16 protein-coding genes are annotated in these 17,017 nt (G+C 63.6%); 9 read left to right on the top strand and 7 right to left on the bottom strand.

Features of this window, described 5'->3' with window-relative positions:
* The first annotated feature begins 236 nt into the window (after window positions 1–236).
* Entirely contained in the window at window positions 237–1,961 is a 1,725-nt protein-coding gene (locus AAHB08_RS11615; RefSeq protein ID WP_342059008.1) for a proline--tRNA ligase, read from the top strand.
* A 195-nt stretch (window positions 1,962–2,156) separates the two neighbouring features.
* Window positions 2,157–2,786 (top strand): 3'-5' exonuclease, encoded by a 630-nt coding sequence (locus tag AAHB08_RS11610; protein ID WP_342059007.1) that lies wholly within the window; start codon window positions 2,157–2,159, stop codon window positions 2,784–2,786.
* A gap of 195 nt (window positions 2,787–2,981) precedes the next feature.
* Here AAHB08_RS11610 and AAHB08_RS11605 read toward each other — a convergent pair whose 3' ends face one another.
* From AAHB08_RS11605 to AAHB08_RS11595, 3 genes are all read right to left on the bottom strand, one after another.
* Entirely contained in the window at window positions 2,982–3,662 is a 681-nt protein-coding gene (locus tag AAHB08_RS11605; protein ID WP_342059006.1) for an SDR family oxidoreductase, read from the bottom strand.
* 66 nt (window positions 3,663–3,728) lie between these two features.
* Window positions 3,729–4,358 (bottom strand): TIGR04219 family outer membrane beta-barrel protein, encoded by a 630-nt coding sequence (locus tag AAHB08_RS11600; protein ID WP_139439071.1) that lies wholly within the window; start codon window positions 4,356–4,358, stop codon window positions 3,729–3,731.
* A gap of 92 nt (window positions 4,359–4,450) precedes the next feature.
* Window positions 4,451–4,891 (bottom strand): copper chaperone PCu(A)C, encoded by a 441-nt coding sequence (locus tag AAHB08_RS11595; protein ID WP_342059005.1) that lies wholly within the window; start codon window positions 4,889–4,891, stop codon window positions 4,451–4,453.
* Window positions 4,892–4,980: 89 nt separating this feature from the next.
* Between AAHB08_RS11595 and AAHB08_RS11590 the strand changes: the two genes are divergently transcribed.
* Window positions 4,981–5,736 (top strand): enoyl-CoA hydratase-related protein, encoded by a 756-nt coding sequence (locus AAHB08_RS11590; protein ID WP_342059004.1) that lies wholly within the window; start codon window positions 4,981–4,983, stop codon window positions 5,734–5,736.
* On the opposite strand, the gene AAHB08_RS11585 is transcribed toward AAHB08_RS11590, so the two are convergent.
* The gene (locus AAHB08_RS11585) at window positions 5,729–6,157 is read right to left on the bottom strand and encodes a DUF2753 family protein (protein WP_342059003.1); all 429 of its coding nucleotides are present in this window, start codon (window positions 6,155–6,157) and stop codon (window positions 5,729–5,731) included. The two genes, AAHB08_RS11590 and AAHB08_RS11585, sit on opposite strands and share 8 nt — an antisense overlap.
* A gap of 291 nt (window positions 6,158–6,448) precedes the next feature.
* Here AAHB08_RS11585 and AAHB08_RS11580 point away from each other — a divergent pair, with 291 nt between their 5' ends.
* Window positions 6,449–7,114: a CatB-related O-acetyltransferase gene (locus AAHB08_RS11580; RefSeq protein ID WP_342059002.1), complete on the top strand. Its 666-nt coding sequence runs from the start codon at window positions 6,449–6,451 to the stop codon at window positions 7,112–7,114.
* A gap of 35 nt (window positions 7,115–7,149) precedes the next feature.
* On the opposite strand, the gene AAHB08_RS11575 is transcribed toward AAHB08_RS11580, so the two are convergent.
* On the bottom strand, window positions 7,150–7,857 hold the full coding sequence (locus AAHB08_RS11575; protein ID WP_247627860.1) for a ParB-like protein: 708 nt from the start codon (window positions 7,855–7,857) through the stop codon (window positions 7,150–7,152).
* 174 nt (window positions 7,858–8,031) lie between these two features.
* On the opposite strand from AAHB08_RS11575, the gene AAHB08_RS11570 reads away from it, so the two are divergent.
* The 5 genes from AAHB08_RS11570 (at window position 8,032) to AAHB08_RS11550 (ending at window position 14,083) form a co-directional block, all read left to right on the top strand.
* Window positions 8,032–9,636, top strand: coding sequence for a peptide ABC transporter substrate-binding protein (locus AAHB08_RS11570; protein WP_342059001.1), 1,605 nt, complete (start codon window positions 8,032–8,034; stop codon window positions 9,634–9,636).
* A 109-nt stretch (window positions 9,637–9,745) separates the two neighbouring features.
* Window positions 9,746–10,045 (top strand): hypothetical protein, encoded by a 300-nt coding sequence (locus AAHB08_RS11565; RefSeq protein ID WP_139439058.1) that lies wholly within the window; start codon window positions 9,746–9,748, stop codon window positions 10,043–10,045.
* 167 nt (window positions 10,046–10,212) lie between these two features.
* Window positions 10,213–11,772: a methyl-accepting chemotaxis protein gene (locus AAHB08_RS11560; RefSeq protein WP_139439056.1), complete on the top strand. Its 1,560-nt coding sequence runs from the start codon at window positions 10,213–10,215 to the stop codon at window positions 11,770–11,772.
* Window positions 11,773–11,975: 203 nt separating this feature from the next.
* Complete coding sequence (locus AAHB08_RS11555; RefSeq protein ID WP_342059000.1) at window positions 11,976–13,292, top strand: sphingomyelin phosphodiesterase; 1,317 nt, start codon at window positions 11,976–11,978, stop codon at window positions 13,290–13,292.
* On the top strand, window positions 13,289–14,083 hold the full coding sequence (locus AAHB08_RS11550) for a hypothetical protein (protein WP_342058999.1): 795 nt from the start codon (window positions 13,289–13,291) through the stop codon (window positions 14,081–14,083). The genes AAHB08_RS11555 and AAHB08_RS11550 overlap by 4 nt, the downstream gene beginning before the upstream one ends.
* A gap of 73 nt (window positions 14,084–14,156) precedes the next feature.
* On the opposite strand, the gene AAHB08_RS11545 is transcribed toward AAHB08_RS11550, so the two are convergent.
* Together AAHB08_RS11545 and AAHB08_RS11540 are read right to left on the bottom strand one after the other, a co-directional pair.
* Entirely contained in the window at window positions 14,157–15,659 is a 1,503-nt protein-coding gene (locus AAHB08_RS11545; RefSeq protein ID WP_342058998.1) for an alkaline phosphatase D family protein, read from the bottom strand.
* Window positions 15,660–15,747: 88 nt separating this feature from the next.
* Window positions 15,748–16,968: a DEAD/DEAH box helicase gene (locus tag AAHB08_RS11540; protein ID WP_342058997.1), complete on the bottom strand. Its 1,221-nt coding sequence runs from the start codon at window positions 16,966–16,968 to the stop codon at window positions 15,748–15,750.
* Window positions 16,969–17,017 lie beyond the last annotated feature (49 nt).

The raw sequence follows: 17,017 nt of genomic DNA, 5'->3' as shown, positions 1-17,017 counted from the left end.
GACTCTTGTAAATTGGGTCATAGCATAAAGAATAACTGGATAAGTATCCAGCATAGGGCTTGCCCCGCGATCTGCCGCTCCCCCTCCCCTGCCCGGGGGGACAAGGCCCGCGCCAACGCGGCCCTTCCCCCCTGCCTGGCTGAATTTAGCCCTTGGGCCACGGGGCTCGGCCTGTTAAAATTCCGCACTTGAAATTTTCCAGGGCCAAGGGCCCGAACTAGCGAAGGTCTACCGCGATGCGTACCAGCCAATATCTGCTTTCCACTCTCAAGGAAACCCCCTCCGACGCTGAAGTCATCAGCCACCAGCTGATGCTGCGCGCCGGGATGATCCGTAAACTGGCCTCCGGCATGTATGCCTGGCTGCCAACCGGCCTGCGGGTACTGAAAAAGATCGAGAACATTGTTCGCGAAGAGATGAACAATGCTGGTGCCATCGAAGTTTCCATGCCGGTGGTGCAACCCGCCGAGCTGTGGCAGGAGTCCGGCCGCTGGGATGACTACGGCCCCGAGCTGTGCCGCCTGACCGACCGCCACAACCGTCCCTTCGTGCTGGGCCCGACCCACGAAGAGGTGATCACCGCCCTGATCCGTTACGAAGTGAACAGCTACAAGCAGCTGCCGCTGAATCTGTACCAGATCCAGACCAAGTTCCGCGACGAGGTTCGTCCCCGTTTCGGCGTGATGCGCGGCCGCGAGTTCCTGATGAAGGATGCCTACTCCTTCCACATCGACAAGGCCTCGCTGATCGAGACCTACGAGAAGATGCACGCCGCCTACTGCGCCGCCTTCACCCGCATGGGTCTGAACTTCCGTCCGGTGCAGGCCGACACAGGCTCCATCGGTGGTACCGGCTCCCACGAATTCCAGGTGCTGGCCGAGAGCGGTGAAGACCTGATCGCCTTCTCCGATACATCCGATTACGCCGCCAACATCGAGATGGCCGAAGCGCTGGCACCGGCTGGTGAGCGCGCCGCCGCCACCAAAGCCCTGACCAAGGTCGCCACCCCGGCCGTTCACACCATCGACGAAGTGGCCGCCTTCCTCAACGTGGCACCGACCGCCATCGCCAAGACCCTGCTGGTACTGGCCGAAGCGGACGAGCACGGCAAGCAGGCCGTCATCGCCCTGGTGCTGCGTGGCGACCACGAGCTGAACGAAATCAAGGCCGAGAAGCTGCCGGGTGTCGCCAACCCGCTCACCTTCGCCAACGACGAGCAGATCAAGGCTGCCGCCGGTTGCGATGCGGGCTCCATAGGCCCGGTCGGCTTTGCCGGTCGCATCATCGTCGATCGCAGCGCCGCCCATCTGAGCGATTTTGTTTGCGGCGCCAACGAGACCGGCTTCCACCTGACCGGTGCCAACTGGGATCGCGACATCGCCACCTACGAGGTTGCCGACCTGCGCAACGTGGTGGAAGGCGACCCCAGCCCCTGCGGCCAGGGCAAGCTGCTGCTCAAGCGCGGCATCGAAGTGGGCCACATCTTCCAGCTGGGCACCAAGTACTCCGAAGCCATGAAGGCGAGCGTGCTGAACGAGGGTGGCAAGTCCGTCACCATGGAGATGGGTTGCTACGGTATCGGGGTTTCCCGCCTGGTGGCCGCCGCCATCGAGCAGAACAACGACCAGTACGGCATCATCTGGCCGGAGGCCATAGCCCCGTTCGAAGTGGCCATCGTGCCGATGAACATGCACAAGTCCGAGCGCGTGGCCGAGCAGGCGCAGCAGTTCTACGCCGAGCTGAAGGCCGCCGGTGTGGACGTCTTGTTCGACGACCGTAAGGAGCGTCCTGGCGTGATGTTCGCCGACATGGAGCTGATCGGTGTGCCGCACGCCATCGTCATCGGCGATCGCGGCCTGGACAACGGCGTGGTGGAGTACAAGTGCCGCCGCACCGGCGAGAAGCAGGAAGTGGCGATCAAAGACATCATCGCCATGCTCAAGGGCAAGCTGGGTCGCTGATAACGCCGACACCACCTTTCGCTTTTCATAAGAAAGCCCCGAGTGCCACGGCACTCGGGGCTTTTTATATGGCTTTCAGCCATGATGCACAAAAATGCGTCTCCAGCGTGAACCAATGAGATAACTGTATTGCCCTGTACACGGCACGGCTGATTTCCTAGACTGGCGCTCTTTACCCAGCTTGCCCGAGAAGTTATGTCCATCGCCTCAGCCAATACCGTTGTCGTGCTCGACTTCGAGACCACAGGGCTCTCACCCGGACAAGGGGATAGAGCCATCGAGATCGGTGCCGTCAGAATCAAGGATGGCCATATCAGTGAGCGTTTCTCGGCATTGATGAATCCGGGCTTCAACGTGAGCAGCTTCATCGAGCAATATACCGGGATCAGCAATGCCATGCTGAAACAGGCTCCCCCCTGCCACGAGGTGATGGCGGATTTCGTCGAGTTTATCGGTGATGACAATCTGGTCGCCCACAACGCCTCCTTCGACAAGCGCTTTCTGGATGCGGAAATAGAGCGATTGCCGGCGCAATACTGCGGGCAGTTCGCCTGTTCCCTGCTGCTGTCGAGGCGCCTGTTTCACGATGCCCCGGATCACAAGCTGGGTACCCTGGTGCAATACCGGTGCCTGCCCAATGACGGGGTGTTTCACCGCGCCCTGGCGGATGCCGAGGTGACGGCCCACCTCTGGCTTGCCTTGTTGGAAGAGCTGGCGTGTCGATATGGCATTATCGACCCGGATTTTGAATTGCTGCTGACCCTTGGCAAGAAGCCAAAACAGGTGATCCCATCCTTCCTGCGGGAATATGCGGCTCGGAAATAATATGTGCCGACATGCATCATCACTCATTCATGCCATGTCGGCATTAAATTTACCCGCCTTCAAATCCATGATGGCCCGGCGTAAAGACAGGCAGGCAAGAAGATAATTTAGCACTGCACATCAATGAAAAAAGCGCGCCAAATGGCGCGCTTTTTATTTCCTTGTCATCTGGCGGCAGGGCCGGCTCACGGCGCTTCAGCCATTGCGACCGATAAAGAGATCGGTCACGTGGCAGCTGCTTCTCGCCTCCAGCGCGTCGAGCATATAGGCCGCCGCGTCTTCCGGGGTCATGAAGCCGCTCGGGTCCAGGTGATCCGAGTTGTCCCAGAATTCGCTGCGGATCCCGCTCGGGTAGAGGTTCACCAGCCGCAGCGGCGAGCCTTTCAGCTCGGCCCGCAGGGATTCCAGAAAGCCGCGCATCCCCCATTTGGAGGCGCAGTAGAGGCTCTCGTTGGCCTTGCCGGTCTGGGCCGCGGAGGAGAGCACATTGGCCAGCACCCCGCCTTGTTCGCCGATGAGGCGCACCGTCTGCTGGGCCACCAGTATGGTGGAGACCAGATTGCTCTCCACCACCCGGCGCACCTGCTCGGCGGTGTAGACACCGACAGGGCCGAATTCCCCGACGCCGGCACAGTGGATCACGAGGGAAGGCAAGCCACCCCAGGCCACGGCGGCACCGAAGGCCATCTCCACCTCTTCGTGGTGGGACAGATCGGCGGCGATGCCGACCACGGCGCTGCCGAGCCGCTGTTCCTGCTCCTGCAACTTGTGATAACGGCGCCCCATCATGGAGACCCTATGACCGCGCTCAACCAGTCCGATTGTCAGAGCGCGCCCAAGGCCGGAGCCCGCGCCAGTCACTATGATATGGCCCATTATCTCTCCTTCCTCACCCTTGCCCGTCAAACACGTCCGGGTGGCCCATCGCCACCCTTCGTCAGATTAGAAGGTGAATTCGCCACCGATGAACCAGCCGTCGATGCTCTGGTCGACACGATCGAAGTCCATCTCGGCCTCACGCCAGCCGGCACGGATCTTGAGCGGCACTGTGGAGAACTTGTAGGAACCACCCAGGCGGTAGTCATAGTTGTCCGCATCCTGCACGCGCAGATCACCAAAGGCGGCAAAGCCGGTACCCGGGATGCGCACTTCACCACCGGTGTAGGCCATCAGCACGTCCTTGTCGTAGGAGTAGTGCTGGGTGTTGAAGTCGCCATCGTAGCGACGACCGGTCAGACCCAGATCGAGCTGGAACAGGTCGTTGTTCATCAGGCGGTAGTAGAGGCTCAGATCATAGGCCAGCAGATCGTTGCTGAAGGAGCCGCCGCTGGTGCTGAAATCGGACATCTCGAACTTGGCGTTCGGCAACAGGAAGATGCCGTGCTCCAGTTGCAGGTAGCCGCTCCAGTTGTAATTGTCGTCATAGCTGCCATCGGCACCGACACCGCTGACCTGGCCGCTCCCCTGGGAGTTCCACATATCGGCACCCGCCGCGAAACGCCAGTCATCGGCGGCCATGGCTGCATGGCTGAACAGGGCAATCAGGCTGCCGGCAATCAGGGTCTTCTTCATTACATAGCTCCATTATGGACTGGAAAGACCCTCATTTTACCCGGTGAGCAAGGAATACCTAGAGCAAAAAGCTGAACAAGCGTCCATTAATGTCAGTGCTGCATGCCCTTCATCGGCTCGACCGGCTTCACCGGCAGACTCAGGCTCAGGGTCTGACCATCGTCCAGGGTCAGGGTCAGGGGGAAGGGCCTGCCCTCAGAGAGATCCCGCACCTCGAACAGCATGATGTGGAGGCTGCCGGGTTTGAGCGCCACTTCCCCTTTTGCCGGCACCTCGATGCTCTCCACCTGGCGCATCTTCATGACGCCATTCTCGTGCAGATGGGTGTGCAGCTCGGCACGGCCCGCGTCAGGGGAGGCAACCGCAGTCAGGGCCACCGGCTTGTCCGCGTCATTCTTGAGCACCATGAAGGCCGCCGTGTTGGGCGAACCCGGGGGGAGCAGGCGCACATAACCGTCGACGACCTCGACCTTGGCCAGCGCGGGGGCGGCCAGGAGCAGGGCCAGACTGGAATAAAACGCACGTTTAAACATGGTTGAAATCCTTTTATGATGTTGTTAAACGAAGCGAAGCTTACCCCTGTGGCAAGCTTTTGGCAGCCCCCGAACACAAGGATTCAGACATGGCCCTCACAATTCTGGCCGAGCAGCAGGATGGCTTGCTCCTCCTGACCCTCAACCGGCCGGACAAGCGCAATGCCCTCAACACAGAGATGTACCTGGCCCTCACCGAGGCCTTTCAGCAGGCCGCCCAGGACGAGAGCGTGCATGTGGTGTTGCTGCAAGGGCAGCAGGAGTGCTTCACCGCGGGCAATGATCTCGCGGACTTTATGGGCAAGAGCTCACTGTCGCCCGACGACCCCATCTTGCAGTTCCTCCACACCCTGGCCGACTTCCCCAAGCCGGTGATCGCCGCCGTGGGCGGCCCGGCGGTGGGCATAGGCACCACCCTGCTGCTGCACTGCGATCTGGTCTATCTGGGGGATAACGCCCGGCTGCAACTGCCCTTCGTCGAGCTGGGGCTGGTGCCGGAGTTTGCCTCCAGCCTGCTGCTGCCCCGCGCCGTGGGGCACCTCAAGGCGGCAGAGCTGCTGTTGCTGGCCGAAGCCATAGACGCCGGGGAGGCGCTGCGGCTCGGGCTGGCCAACCGGGTGCTGGCGGTGGAGGAACTGCTCCCCTTCGCCCGCGAGCAGGGGCTGAAGCTCGCGGCCAAAGCGCCCAAGGCACTGCAAAAGAGCAAGGCGCTGCTCAAGCAGGAGCTCAGGCAGGCGGTGCATTTCGTCATCGATCTGGAGGCCCGCGCCTTCTCCCTCGCCCTGCAAGGTGAGGAGGCCCAGAGCCGCATCGCACGGCGGCTCGGGCGCACAACAGCTAGTTGAGGCGGAAGCGACCTATCAACTCGCAGCCCTGCACCTTGTCCTGCACCTGGATCAACTTGGCGATCTCGGGGTTGGGGTGACGCTTCAAGAAGGAGAGCAGGGCGGCGCGGCAGCAGCCCAGCTCGCTGATGAGGGACTCGCACTCCCGGTTCGGGCACTGGGGCACCAGGGCGGTGACCAGCTCGGAGGCGAGCTTGAGGTACCGCAGCTCATAGGCGGGCTCCTCCATGGCGCGCCAGAAGTCGGCCATCCGGTGACAGGTGGCGACCCGCATGCTGGCCAGCTCGTCCAGATCCCCGGACGCCAGCTCATACACCTCCCCCAGGGCCTGCTGATAGAGGCAGATGGCCGTGCCCAGTGCCCCCATGCCCAGGGCATTCTCCGCCTCCAGCATGTAACGCTGCCAGTTCTGATTCGTCATTGTCCTCTCTCCTGCCGATACGAGTGGAGCCTGTATCATGGCTAATCGAGAATAAATATCAACCAGACCCTTTGTGCAGGTTTTGACCAGCAGAGCCCCTCTGCTTGGCATAACCCTCCCCATCCCTTACCATCTGGCCTCTTCTGTCGGGAGCCCCTCCTCATGCAACGACCCCGTTCATCCCAGGCGCTGGGCTGCTCCACCCTGTGCGTGCCCCGCCTGCTGGTCTGGATCCATTAGCTGCGCCAATCCGCGCATCCAATACCTATCCATTCAACGAGGAACACAGCCATGACCCTCTGCCAGCATTGGTCGCAGGTCGAGTACCTGCACCTGACGGTGACCAATCCCAACATCTGCCTCAAGGGGCGACACAGCTACTACTCGGGCGCCTGGGACGGCCCCTTCGAAGAGGAGGCCGTGCGCTACCTGCACGGCGACCGCTGGAGCCGCTCAGCCGACACCGGCTGGGACCCCATCTGGCACATAGACAGGCTCCATCTCGGCGACTACGTGCAAATCGCCGCCGGGGTGAAGATCATCATGGGGGGCAACCACACCCACAACACCGACTTCATCAGCACCTATCCGTTTGCCGAAGTGGCGGCGCTCAAGCGCAGCTACAGACCCGCCGGTGATACCCGCATCGGCAATGACGTCTGGATCGGCATGGAGGCCATGATCATGCCGGGGGTCACCATAGGGGATGGCGCCATCATAGCCGCCCGGGCCCTGGTCAATCAGGATGTGCCGCCCTATGCCATGGTGGCGGGTACCCCGGCCAGGGTGGTGCGGATACGCTTTGGCGACGACGAGATTGCCCGGTTGCAGGCGCTCGCCTGGTGGGATTGGCCGGATGACAAGGTGCAGGCCCTGCTGCCGCTGATCCAGCAAGCAGAGGTGGCCCTGCTGGAACAGGCCGCCGCCCGCTGGCAAGGTGCCGGTCAGGGAGAGTGACGAGGGGCGCCTGGGCGCCCCTTCCTGATCCCGCGTCAGCTGCCGCTGCGTGGCGGGTTGAGGCGGCACTGCTTGCCGGGATAGCCGGGCAAGGCACTGGCCTTGCTGTTGCAGGCCAGGCGCTTGGCCTCGGCGAGGCGATCCGCCAGATTGGCGGCATTGACCGGCTGCCAGGCCATCTGCTGGCCGAGCCAGCTGGCCCAGGCGAACTCGACGAAGTAGACCTGATCCTGCTTGCTGAAGTAGCCCGCATCCTGCAGCAGGCCCGCCAGGGTGCGGTAGGGATAATCCGGCAGCTCGCCGATATGGCCGGGCAGCTGTTCCGGGGTGAGCGGCTGACCCCGCTCATCCTTGAGCCAGGCCCAGTGGTTGTTCTGCATCTGGCTCCAGAAACTGGCCCTGTCCTGCAAGCGGGCGATCACCTTGACCCTCACCGCCTTCACCCCCTGTTGCCACAGCGCCTTGGTCAGGTGGTGCCGGTCCACCAGCCAGTAGCCGCCATCGGGGGCGATGACCACGGGTATCTCTTTCTTTTTCATCAGCTTGTCGAGCTGCTTCTCGCTCTTGTCCGCCAGCTCTGCCATTGTGGTATCGACCTGCAACTGCCCCACCCCGCCCTGAGTCGGATGCAGTTGATCTATGCTCACCTCGCACCAGCTCCCCACCTGGCTGGTCTGCTCGCAAGGGGCCAGTGCCCAGGCCCCCTGGCTCAGCACACAGGCCAATAACATCCATACTCTCATCGCTTGCTCCTCTTGCCCGCACTCGGGGCGGGCGTACATAGGGTTGTCGTCCCGGATATCATGGGACTCACTCTGGCGGTCTGACCAGCAAAGGGGATATCATGATTCCCCGTCTGCCGGCGATGAATTCTCGCCGAGTTTTCTCCTCGCTTCACACAATTTGAAGGATTCGCCATGAAAGGATGGAGCCCCCTGCTGGCCCTGCTGGGCTGTGTCTGTGCCCAGGCCGCCGATGTGCCGGCCGGCACCCAACTCGCCGCCGAACAGGCCGTCGTGCGTCATCTCAAGGACGAACCGACCAGCCTGAGCCCGCTCAAACTGGTCGGTCTGCCCGAGCTGCAAGTGCTCAGAGACCTCTATGAGGGGCTCTTGACCCAGGGTGCGGACGGCAAGGTGCTGCCCGGTGTGGCCGCGAGCTGGGATAACGAGGGGAACCAGACATTCACCTTCCACCTGAGGCCGGATGCCCGCTGGTCCAACGGGGATCCGGTGCGCGCCAGCGATTTCGTCTACGGCTGGCGCAAGCTGGTGGATCCCAAGGAGGCGGCCACCTTCGCCTGGTTTGCCCAGCTGGCCCATTTCGACAAGGTGGACGAGATAGTCGAGGGCAAGCTGCCTCCCGAGGCGCTCGGGGTGCAAGCCCTGGATGAGCACACCCTGCAGGTGACCCTCTCCCAGCCGGTGCCCTACTTCCTGAGCCTGCTGACCCACCCCAGCCTCTCCCCCCTGCACAGGGCCAGCATGGAGCAATATGGCAACCAGTGGACCCAGCCGGGCAAGCTGGTGGGCAACGGCGCCTTCGTGCTGAGCCACAGGGTGGTGAACGAGAAGCTGGAGCTGACCCCTAACCCCTATTACTGGGATCGCGCCCATACGGTGCTGACCCGGGTCACCTTCGTCCCCATCAATCAGGAGAGTGCCGCCACCAACCGCTATCTGGCGGGGGATCTGCACATCACCGAATCCTTCCCCAAGGAGCAGTACCACAAGCTGATGAAGCAGATCCCGGGGGAGGTCTATACCCCGGAGCAGCTCGGCACCTATTACTACGCCTTCAACACCCAGCGGGCCCCCCTGAACGACGTGCGGGTGCGTCAGGCGCTCTCCTACGCCATCGACCGGGCGCTCATCGCCGACAAGGTGCTGGGCACAGGGGAAAAACCCGCCTACCACTTCACCCCTGATGTGACCGCCGGCTTCGTCCCCAAGCCCAACCTGCTCTCCACCAGCAGCCAGCAGGCGCTGGACGAGAAGGCCAAGGCGCTGCTGAAGGAGGCGGGCTATGGCCCCGACAAGCCCCTCAAGCTCACCCTGCTCTACAACACGGCTGAAATTCACAAGAAGATGGCGCTGGCCATCGCCAACCTCTGGAAGCAGAAGCTGGGGGCCCGGGTCGAGCTCACCAATCAGGAGTGGAAGACCTACCTCGACAGCCGCCAGAGCGGCCAGTTCGAGGTGATCCGCTCCTCCTGGGTCGCCGATTACAACGATCCTTCCGCCTTCCTCGGTCTGTGGGGCTCCCACCACAGCGGCAACATGGCCCGCTTCGCCAACCCCGGTTACGACGCCCTGCTGACCCGGGCGGCCAGCAGCCAGGATCCCGCCGAGCGGGCACGCCTGTTCGACGAGGCCGAGACCATCTTGCAGGAGGAGGCGCCCATCGCCCCCATCTACCAGTACACCAACGCCCGTCTGATCAAGCCCTGGCTCAGGGGCTATCCCATCAACAACCCGGAAGACGTGGCCTACAGCCGCCAGCTCTACCTCGTCAAGCACTGATCCCTCGGGGGCCAGCCCGGCTGGCCCCCTCTTCCCGCTGTACCCATTCAAGTTCCCGGCATAAAATGCCGCCTCTCTTCGTCCATCAGCCCGTTAGATAGATCTCCCTATGCCTTGTCTGCTCCTGCTTGCCCTGTTGTTTGCCCTCCCCGCCAAGGCCGCCGATGAGAGCCAATGCCGCCAGGCCTTCCTCGAATGGATGCTGAGCCAGCAGAAACAGTTCAGCGATCGCAAGGCCAGCAAGATGGAGCGGCGCAATGCCGAGCGAGCCATCGATCAGGCCCGTGACGAGTTCGCCAAACAGGAGAGCTTCTGCCAGGCCATGGCCTGGGTCTCCCGCGATCAGAGCCAGGATCCCCGCTTCAAGCCCCGGACGGGGGAGATCCACGACTTCACCCCCCGCAGTTGACCCCGCCCCGACGTCGCCCTTCATCTACTCCTTTTTTCAGTCGTCATAGTGTTGATTTATTGACCCAAGCCAAGATGGCCACTTGGGTCGCCCCTACAATGAAGCCGTAACGACAACACACAATAAAAACAAATTTATCAGTTACTTGGCTCATTCAGGATGCGCACATGACCACTACCCGGCAAGAAGGGGAGATCCGTTTCCCCGATCACATATCATTGATTTCGACCACGGACCCCGCCAGCCACATCACCTATGCCAACCAGCACTTCTGCGACGTGGCCGGCTACAGCGCCACCGAGATGGAAGGGGTTCCCCACAACCTGGTACGCCACCCCGACATGCCCAGGGCCGCCTTCGCCGACATGTGGCAGCGGCTGCAGCAAGGCAAGAGCTGGATGGGGCTGGTGAAGAACCGTGCCAAGAGCGGCCAGTTCTACTGGGTCAATGCCTATGTCACCCCCATCCTCAACGAACGGCAGCAGATCATCGAATACCAGTCGGTACGCACCCGCCCGCAGGATCACGACATCGCCTGGGCGGAGCGGCTCTATGCCCGGATCCGGGCGGGCAAGGCCCTGCCCTGGCAGAGTCGCTTCACCCTGGAGCCGGGGCAACTCGGCCTGCTGCTCGCGGGCACCGCCCTGGTCGGCATGGGGGCCAGCCTGATGACGGGTGAGGCCGCCTGGGGTGGCCTCACCCTGCTCTGCCTGCTGGCCCAGATGGGGCATGGCTGGCATCTGCAACGGCGGCTGGCCCGGCTGCTGGCCATGGCGGGGGAGGAGCTGGGCACGCCCCTCTGTCAGGTGCTCTATGCCAGACGTCAGGACAGCCTGGCGGCCATCGAGCTCTTGCTGCGCATGAAAAAGGCCGAGCTCAGGGCCGTGGTGGGGCGCAGCGCCGACACCAACCAGCAGATACTGCAGGCGGCGGAGGATGACAGGGGGCATATCCAGACCATAGACACCCACCTGCAGCAGCAGCGGGCCCAGAGCGAACAGCTGGCCGCCGCCATCACCCAGATGAGCCAGTCGATCCGCGATGTGGCCGACAACGCCCATCAGGCCAACGCCCTGGTGAGCGAGGTGCAGCAGGTGTCAGCCAGCGGCCAGCAGGCGCTGGCGACCACCCGCGCCTCGGTCAACCGACTCCACCAGGAGCTGGACGCCAGTCAGGGGGTGTTGGCCCGCCTGACCCAGGACAGCCAGAAGATCAGTGGCATCCTGGAGGTGATCGGGCAGATTGCGGATCAGACCAACCTGCTCTCCCTCAATGCGGCCATAGAGGCGGCCCGGGCCGGCGAGCAGGGGCGTGGCTTTGCTGTGGTGGCCGACGAGATCCGGGCGCTGGCCCAGAAGACCCGCAGCTCCACCGGCGAGATCAGCGACATGATAGGGGCGCTGCAGCAGAGCACCCGGCAACTCTCAGACGGCATGACCCAGGGGGCCCAGACCTCGGCCCTCTGCCAGCAGCACATGGGCACCACCGCCGAGGTGCTCGACCAGATCAACCAGATGCTGGCCCAGGTGACCCACACCAGCGACGAGATAGCCCAGGCCGTCAGCCAGCAGGCGGACGTGACCAGCACCCTGGATCAGGGCATTCACCAGATCCACCAGCTGGCCAGCCACACCGCCGACAACAGCAGGCAGGCCCTCGATGGCATCACCCTGCTGGTGGAACGGCTGCAGAACCTCTCCCGCCTGATCAATCAGTTCCACGACTGAGCTTGCCCCCGTGTAGCCAGGCGCGTCTGCGGACGCGCTGCTATGTCTCGGCCTCCAACCCTATCCGAATGTGCTCCCTCTCCCTGGTTCTTCCTCCCCATATGGGGCCTTTCATTTATTTGTAACAAAAATGTAAATGAAATAACCCCAACGCCCGCCATAACTGTCACTTTCCAGCGTGCCTCGACCAGAAGGACTTCATGATGCACAAGCCCCTCAGCTATGCCGCCCTGCTGCTGGCCAGCCAGTTTCCGTTGCAGGCGCTCGCCGATACCGATGTCTACCTCACCAACAACGGCCCCGAGCCCTTGCAACTGACGATCCACCAGAGCGGCTCCGGCGAGCTGCAGGCGGGCAGCCAGTGGACTCAGCACAGGACGGAGCTGGGCCCCTGGGAGAGCGCCATGGTGCTCAGCTTCAATCGCTACGAGGGGGTGAAGGCGGGCAAGAGCTATCTGTTCGAAACCCGGGTCACCACTTCAAGCGGCGACACCTATCGCCTCAACCAGAAGATGGAGGGCACCTGGTGGAACAGCACCCTGCAGCACGGCGGCGAAACGCCGGCAGACGGCTCCGGCTGGCAGAGCGATCGGGTGATCCATCGCGTTGCAGGGCCACAGGAGCTGGCCTTCGCCGCCAAGTACACCGGCCGTTACGACGATCTGCACTATATGCTGACGCCCGCCCGGCAAGAGGAGCAGCCGGAGCCGGCGGAGGACAAGCTCAAGGTCGCCAGCTACAACGTCTGGGCCCTGCCGGTGATCGCCGCCAGCATAGGCGAGCGGCTGACCCTGCTGCCCGAGTACCTCAAGGGCTATGACGCCCTGCTGTTGCAGGAGGTGTTCGACGGCCGCCGCGAGGGCTTCCTGCAGGCGCTGGCGAAAGAGTATCCCTATCAGACCAAGGTGCTCGACAAGCCCGGGGTCAACATCCACGACGGCGGCGTGGTGATCGTCAGCCGCTACCCCATAGTACGCGAGGCCCAGCTGGTCTATCCCCAGTGCACCGGCACCGACTGCTTCGCCGACAAGGGGGTGATGTACGCCGAGGTGATCAAGGGGGGCAAGGCCTGGCACCTGTTCGCCACCCACACCGCCAGTTTCGACACCGACGAGGCGAGACGGCTGCGCCAGATCCAGTTCGGCCAGATCCGCACCCTGGCCGCCAGCCTCCAGATCCCGGCCAGCGACACCGTCATCTACGGCGGTGACTTCAACGTCAACAAGCGCAAGTTCGCCGACGACTACGCCAACATGCTGGCCAACCTCGACGCCGACGAGCCGGCCTATGGCGGCTACACCGAGGCCACCTTCGATCCCAGGCTCAACCCCTACGCCGGCGGGCCCCTCTCCGGCGGCGCCAACGTCGAGTACCTGGACTATCTGGTGGTGAGCCGGGAGTACGGCGCCGCCAGTCACAACCTCAACAGCGTCTGGATCCCGCGCTCCAGCGATGGCAGCCTCTGGCCCGCCAGCAACCTCTCCGATCACTTCCCGGTCAAGGGAGAGATCAGCCGATGAAGCGCCGCTACGGCTTTCTGGCCCTGGCGGTGCTGGCGCTGTTGCTGCTCAACCTCGGCGGGCAGGATGATCCGGACCAGCCAGTGCCAGCAAGCAGGCCAAGCCCTGTCACCGCTGCCCCGTCGCCACAGGCATCGGCGCCGCTGGCGCTGGCGCCCGCTGCCGGCCAGACTGCCGCCGCCTCAGGGCCCGTCACCACCGGGCCATTGCCCGCCAGCTGGCGGGCCATGCCGGACGAAATGAACCACCAGCTCGCCAGCGAGATAACGGAAAGCGATCAGCCGCTGAGCGAGCGGCTCGCCAATCTGATCGCGCTGGAATCCCAGTGGATGAGTGAGGGGGAGAGCCTGACACGGTTGCAGGGGCGCTACGCCCAGGCACTCGAGCAGCTGGCGCAGGAGAACGAGCAGTTGCCGCTGGCCGAGCGGCTGGCGGCCCTGACCCGGCTGCAGGATGAGTGGGCGGCGGATCACCCGGATCTGACGGCGGATCTGTTCAACCCGGATGCCCGGTTGCAGCAGGCGCGCCAGCTGTGGGGGGACGAGGAGCTGGAGACATTGGCCCGCCACTTCCTGCCGACCGGGCAGGCCGAAGCGACCGTGCAGTTTGCCGCCACCCGCCAGCAGCAGCTGGATCAGCGCGGCCACTACCAGCAGCAGTTGGCCGAGCTGGAGCAGCAGTTGATGGCCAGCCGGGGCGACATGGACGAGGCCAGCTGGCAGCAGCACAGGGAAGCGGTACTCGGCCAGTTTCGGCGCGACTTCTTCACCCAGACGCAGGACCAGCCCTGAGCAGGCAATGGCTTGGGGTATCTGATCTCGACAAGAAAAAGGGCCCGTCAGGGCCCTTCGCATTTCCCCGGCATCAGGCCAGCGGATAGCTGGCGGCCAGATCGTTCTCGCAATGCCAGTTGGCCCACAGCTTGTTGTCGCTGCCCATCTGCAGGGTGGCGAAGTTGCGGGTACGCAGATAGACAGGGGCGCCGAACGGCTTGATCAGCTCGGCACGGACCAGTCGGCTCTCGTCGAGGTATTCGGGATCGTCGTTGGTCATGGCGAGGATCCCCGTCCACTGGAACTGGGTGGGGCAGGGATGGACTATGCCGGAGGAGACCAGCTGGTGCACATTCATCACCCCCTCCCCCCGCCGGTCCTGGATCACCCCGAGGCAACCCACGTGCACATCCCCGGACAGGATCAGGGTCTTGGGGATCGCCTGATTCTCGCCCTTGACGGCCTGGCGCCGCAGTCTGGCATTGTCCAGCAGCCGCATGATGAGGCGGGCCCGCTCCCCCTGGTGTGACTTGGCGCGCCAGTGATCCTTGAGATCGTCGGTCAGCTCCTCCTCCCAGGGGGTCGCATCGAACGCCGCCTCGGTGAAGGAGAAATCCCGATAGACCACGGGCACCCCGGTCATGACCAACAGGTGTCCCTCACCGCAATCCGCCAGCGCCCCGTTGATCTGTTCCCACTGCTCCCGGCTCATCACCTGGTTCTGGCTGCGGGTCGCCCGGTTGTCCAACGCCAGGATCTGGTAACCCCGAAAACGCAGTCGCCAGGAGTGATGGGTCAGGTGCACAGGATCCAGCAGGGAAACATTGGCAGCGGAGCGCAGCTGGAACAGCCGGAAATACTTGGCGGCGGCGGCATAGATGGCCTGATAGACCTCGCAGCCCTGCAAGTCGGCGGGATAGCTGCCCCAGCCATCGAAGATGTCGTGATCGTCCCACATCATGACGCTCGGCACCCGGGCCAGCATGGTGGCCACCTCGGGGCGGCTCCACTGCCGGCAGTAGAGTTCGCAATAGAAGCGATCGAGCTGTTCCACCATGGTCCGGGTCGCCTTGCGCTTGACCTTGTCCACCCGATCCAGCTCGTTCCAGGCCTTCAGGGTCGGTACCGAGGTCCAGAGGGAGTCAGCATAGACCTGATCGCCTCCCATCAGCAGCAGGGAGAAAGGATGGGCCTTGTGTTTGGCAGCTAGCTTGTCCCACATGGCGTAGGGGGCCGGGGTGGAGGTGAGCAGTTTTAAATCGGAGAAACCGTTGCAGGAGGCGTAGCCTATCAGCACATTCTCTTTCTTCCCCGGCAGATAAAACTGCCATTTATCGTACCCACCGAGATCTTGTGCAGGCTTGTCGTCCAGTAGGATCTCATAGTCGATGGGGGTACCGGCCTTCTTGGGGCTCGCCTGCCAGACGAGCCGCCAGAAAGCGCCTTTCGGGGTATCCGCCTGCTTGCTGGCAGCCAGCACCTCGCCGTTGATCCTCACGGCCGCGCTCTTGCAACCGGCCTCCGTCATGAAGCAGAGGCTGTATTGGGTCTCTGATTCGAGCCCGAGCAAGGGCCCCATTACCAGACTGGTCATTCGTCATCCCTCCATGGTGAAACCCATGGAGCATAGCGAAACGGTATCTATTTGATACTGACCAGTTGGGCGAGCAGAAGGCTTGGACTTAGCCCCTGCCCTTGAACTGCTTGACGCTGCGCTTGGCCTGGGTGCGGCGGTTGGCCTGCTTGTCCCGGGGCGCCCGCTTGCCCTCCCCGCTCGCAGGCTGGTCGGTGACCGGGAAGCCCTCAAGCTCCTCCAGCGGCAGCGCGCGACCGGTCAGGGTACGGATGGCCGCAAGCGTCTCGGCCTCCCCGTGGCAGACCAGGGAGAGGGCGAGGCCTTTCTGCCCGGCGCGGGCGGTGCGGCCGATGCGGTGCACATAGACGGGAGCATTGGCAGGCAGATCCAGGTTGATCACCACCGGCAGCGCCTCCACGTGGATGCCCCGCGCCATCAGATCCGTGGCCACCAGCACCCGCACCTTGCCCCCCTTGAAATCGCTGAGCGCCTGCTCCCGCGCCCCTTGATCCTTCTCGCCGTGCAGGGCGGCCACCGCTATGCCCGCCTTGGCGAGTTTTCTGGCCACGGCGTCCGCATCGTCCCTGGCGCTGATAAACACCAGCACCTGGGACCACGGCTGCCCCTTGAGCAGGCTGATGAGCGCAGGCACCTTGCTGCTCTTGTTGACCAGATGGAGCCGCTCCTCGATGTCGTCGGCCACGCTGTTGCGAGGATCCGCCTCCACCCGCACCGGCGCGTTCAGCAGGCCGGTGGCCAGGGCCTCGAGCTCGGATGGCAGAGTGGCGGAAAACAGCAGGGTCTGCCGCTCGGTCGGCATGGCATTCATCAGCCACTGGATATCGGGCCAGAAGCCCATCTCCAGCAGGCGATCAGCCTCATCCAGCACCAGGGTGCGCAGCTTGCCGAGGCCCAGCAGCCGCTGGGCCAGCAAGTCCCGTAGCCGCCCCGGGGTCGCCACCAGCAGTTGGGGCCCCAGGGCCAGCTCGGCCTGTTGCTGCTCCTGGGCCACCCCGCCGCACAGGGTCAGGACACGCAACCCAAGCGCCTCGGCGACCCCTTGCAGCGCCGCGCTCACCTGGCTCGCCAGCTCCCGGGTCGGCACCAGCACCAACCCCTGCACCCGATCGGATGCCGCGTCCAGCCCCTGCAGCAGCGGCAGGCCGAATGCCAGTGTCTTGCCGCTGCCGGTCCGGGCCAGGGCCAGCAGATCCTGGCCCGCCAATGCCGCCGGAATGGCGAGTTGCTGGATGCGGGTCGGGGTGTGCAGCTCGGCAGGCAGGGCGGCCAGCAGAGCGGGAGCGAGGTGGAGTTCGTTAAAGGTCATGGGGCTACGCGGCAGGAAGAAGTGGGAGGCGAAGTCTAGCCAGCCTGAC

Origin of the sequence: Aeromonas sp. OTU364, from assembly GCF_038440395.1 — a bacterium.
Classification (GTDB): Bacteria; Pseudomonadota; Gammaproteobacteria; order Enterobacterales; family Aeromonadaceae; genus Aeromonas.
This window is presented reverse-complemented; position numbering and strand designations above follow the sequence as displayed.

Bases quoted from the DNA above. Each gene is read 5' to 3' on its own strand.
- AAHB08_RS11615 (WP_342059008.1), top strand. From the start codon at position 237: ATGCGTACCAGCCAATATCTGCTTTCCACTCTCAAGGAAACCCCCTCC.
- AAHB08_RS11585 (WP_342059003.1), bottom strand. From the start codon at position 6,157: ATGACGAATCAGAACTGGCAGCGTTACATGCTGGAGGCGGAGAATGCC.
- AAHB08_RS11565 (WP_139439058.1), top strand. From the start codon at position 9,746: ATGCCTTGTCTGCTCCTGCTTGCCCTGTTGTTTGCCCTCCCCGCCAAG.
- AAHB08_RS11610 (WP_342059007.1), top strand. From the start codon at position 2,157: ATGTCCATCGCCTCAGCCAATACCGTTGTCGTGCTCGACTTCGAGACC.
- AAHB08_RS11540 (WP_342058997.1), bottom strand. From the start codon at position 16,968: ATGACCTTTAACGAACTCCACCTCGCTCCCGCTCTGCTGGCCGCCCTG.
- AAHB08_RS11570 (WP_342059001.1), top strand. From the start codon at position 8,032: ATGAAAGGATGGAGCCCCCTGCTGGCCCTGCTGGGCTGTGTCTGTGCC.
- AAHB08_RS11600 (WP_139439071.1), bottom strand. From the start codon at position 4,358: ATGAAGAAGACCCTGATTGCCGGCAGCCTGATTGCCCTGTTCAGCCAT.
- AAHB08_RS11595 (WP_342059005.1), bottom strand. From the start codon at position 4,891: ATGTTTAAACGTGCGTTTTATTCCAGTCTGGCCCTGCTCCTGGCCGCC.
- AAHB08_RS11580 (WP_342059002.1), top strand. From the start codon at position 6,449: ATGACCCTCTGCCAGCATTGGTCGCAGGTCGAGTACCTGCACCTGACG.
- AAHB08_RS11590 (WP_342059004.1), top strand. From the start codon at position 4,981: ATGGCCCTCACAATTCTGGCCGAGCAGCAGGATGGCTTGCTCCTCCTG.
- AAHB08_RS11605 (WP_342059006.1), bottom strand. From the start codon at position 3,662: ATGGGCCATATCATAGTGACTGGCGCGGGCTCCGGCCTTGGGCGCGCT.
- AAHB08_RS11575 (WP_247627860.1), bottom strand. From the start codon at position 7,857: ATGAGAGTATGGATGTTATTGGCCTGTGTGCTGAGCCAGGGGGCCTGG.
- AAHB08_RS11545 (WP_342058998.1), bottom strand. From the start codon at position 15,659: ATGACCAGTCTGGTAATGGGGCCCTTGCTCGGGCTCGAATCAGAGACC.
- AAHB08_RS11550 (WP_342058999.1), top strand. From the start codon at position 13,289: ATGAAGCGCCGCTACGGCTTTCTGGCCCTGGCGGTGCTGGCGCTGTTG.
- AAHB08_RS11555 (WP_342059000.1), top strand. From the start codon at position 11,976: ATGCACAAGCCCCTCAGCTATGCCGCCCTGCTGCTGGCCAGCCAGTTT.
- AAHB08_RS11560 (WP_139439056.1), top strand. From the start codon at position 10,213: ATGACCACTACCCGGCAAGAAGGGGAGATCCGTTTCCCCGATCACATA.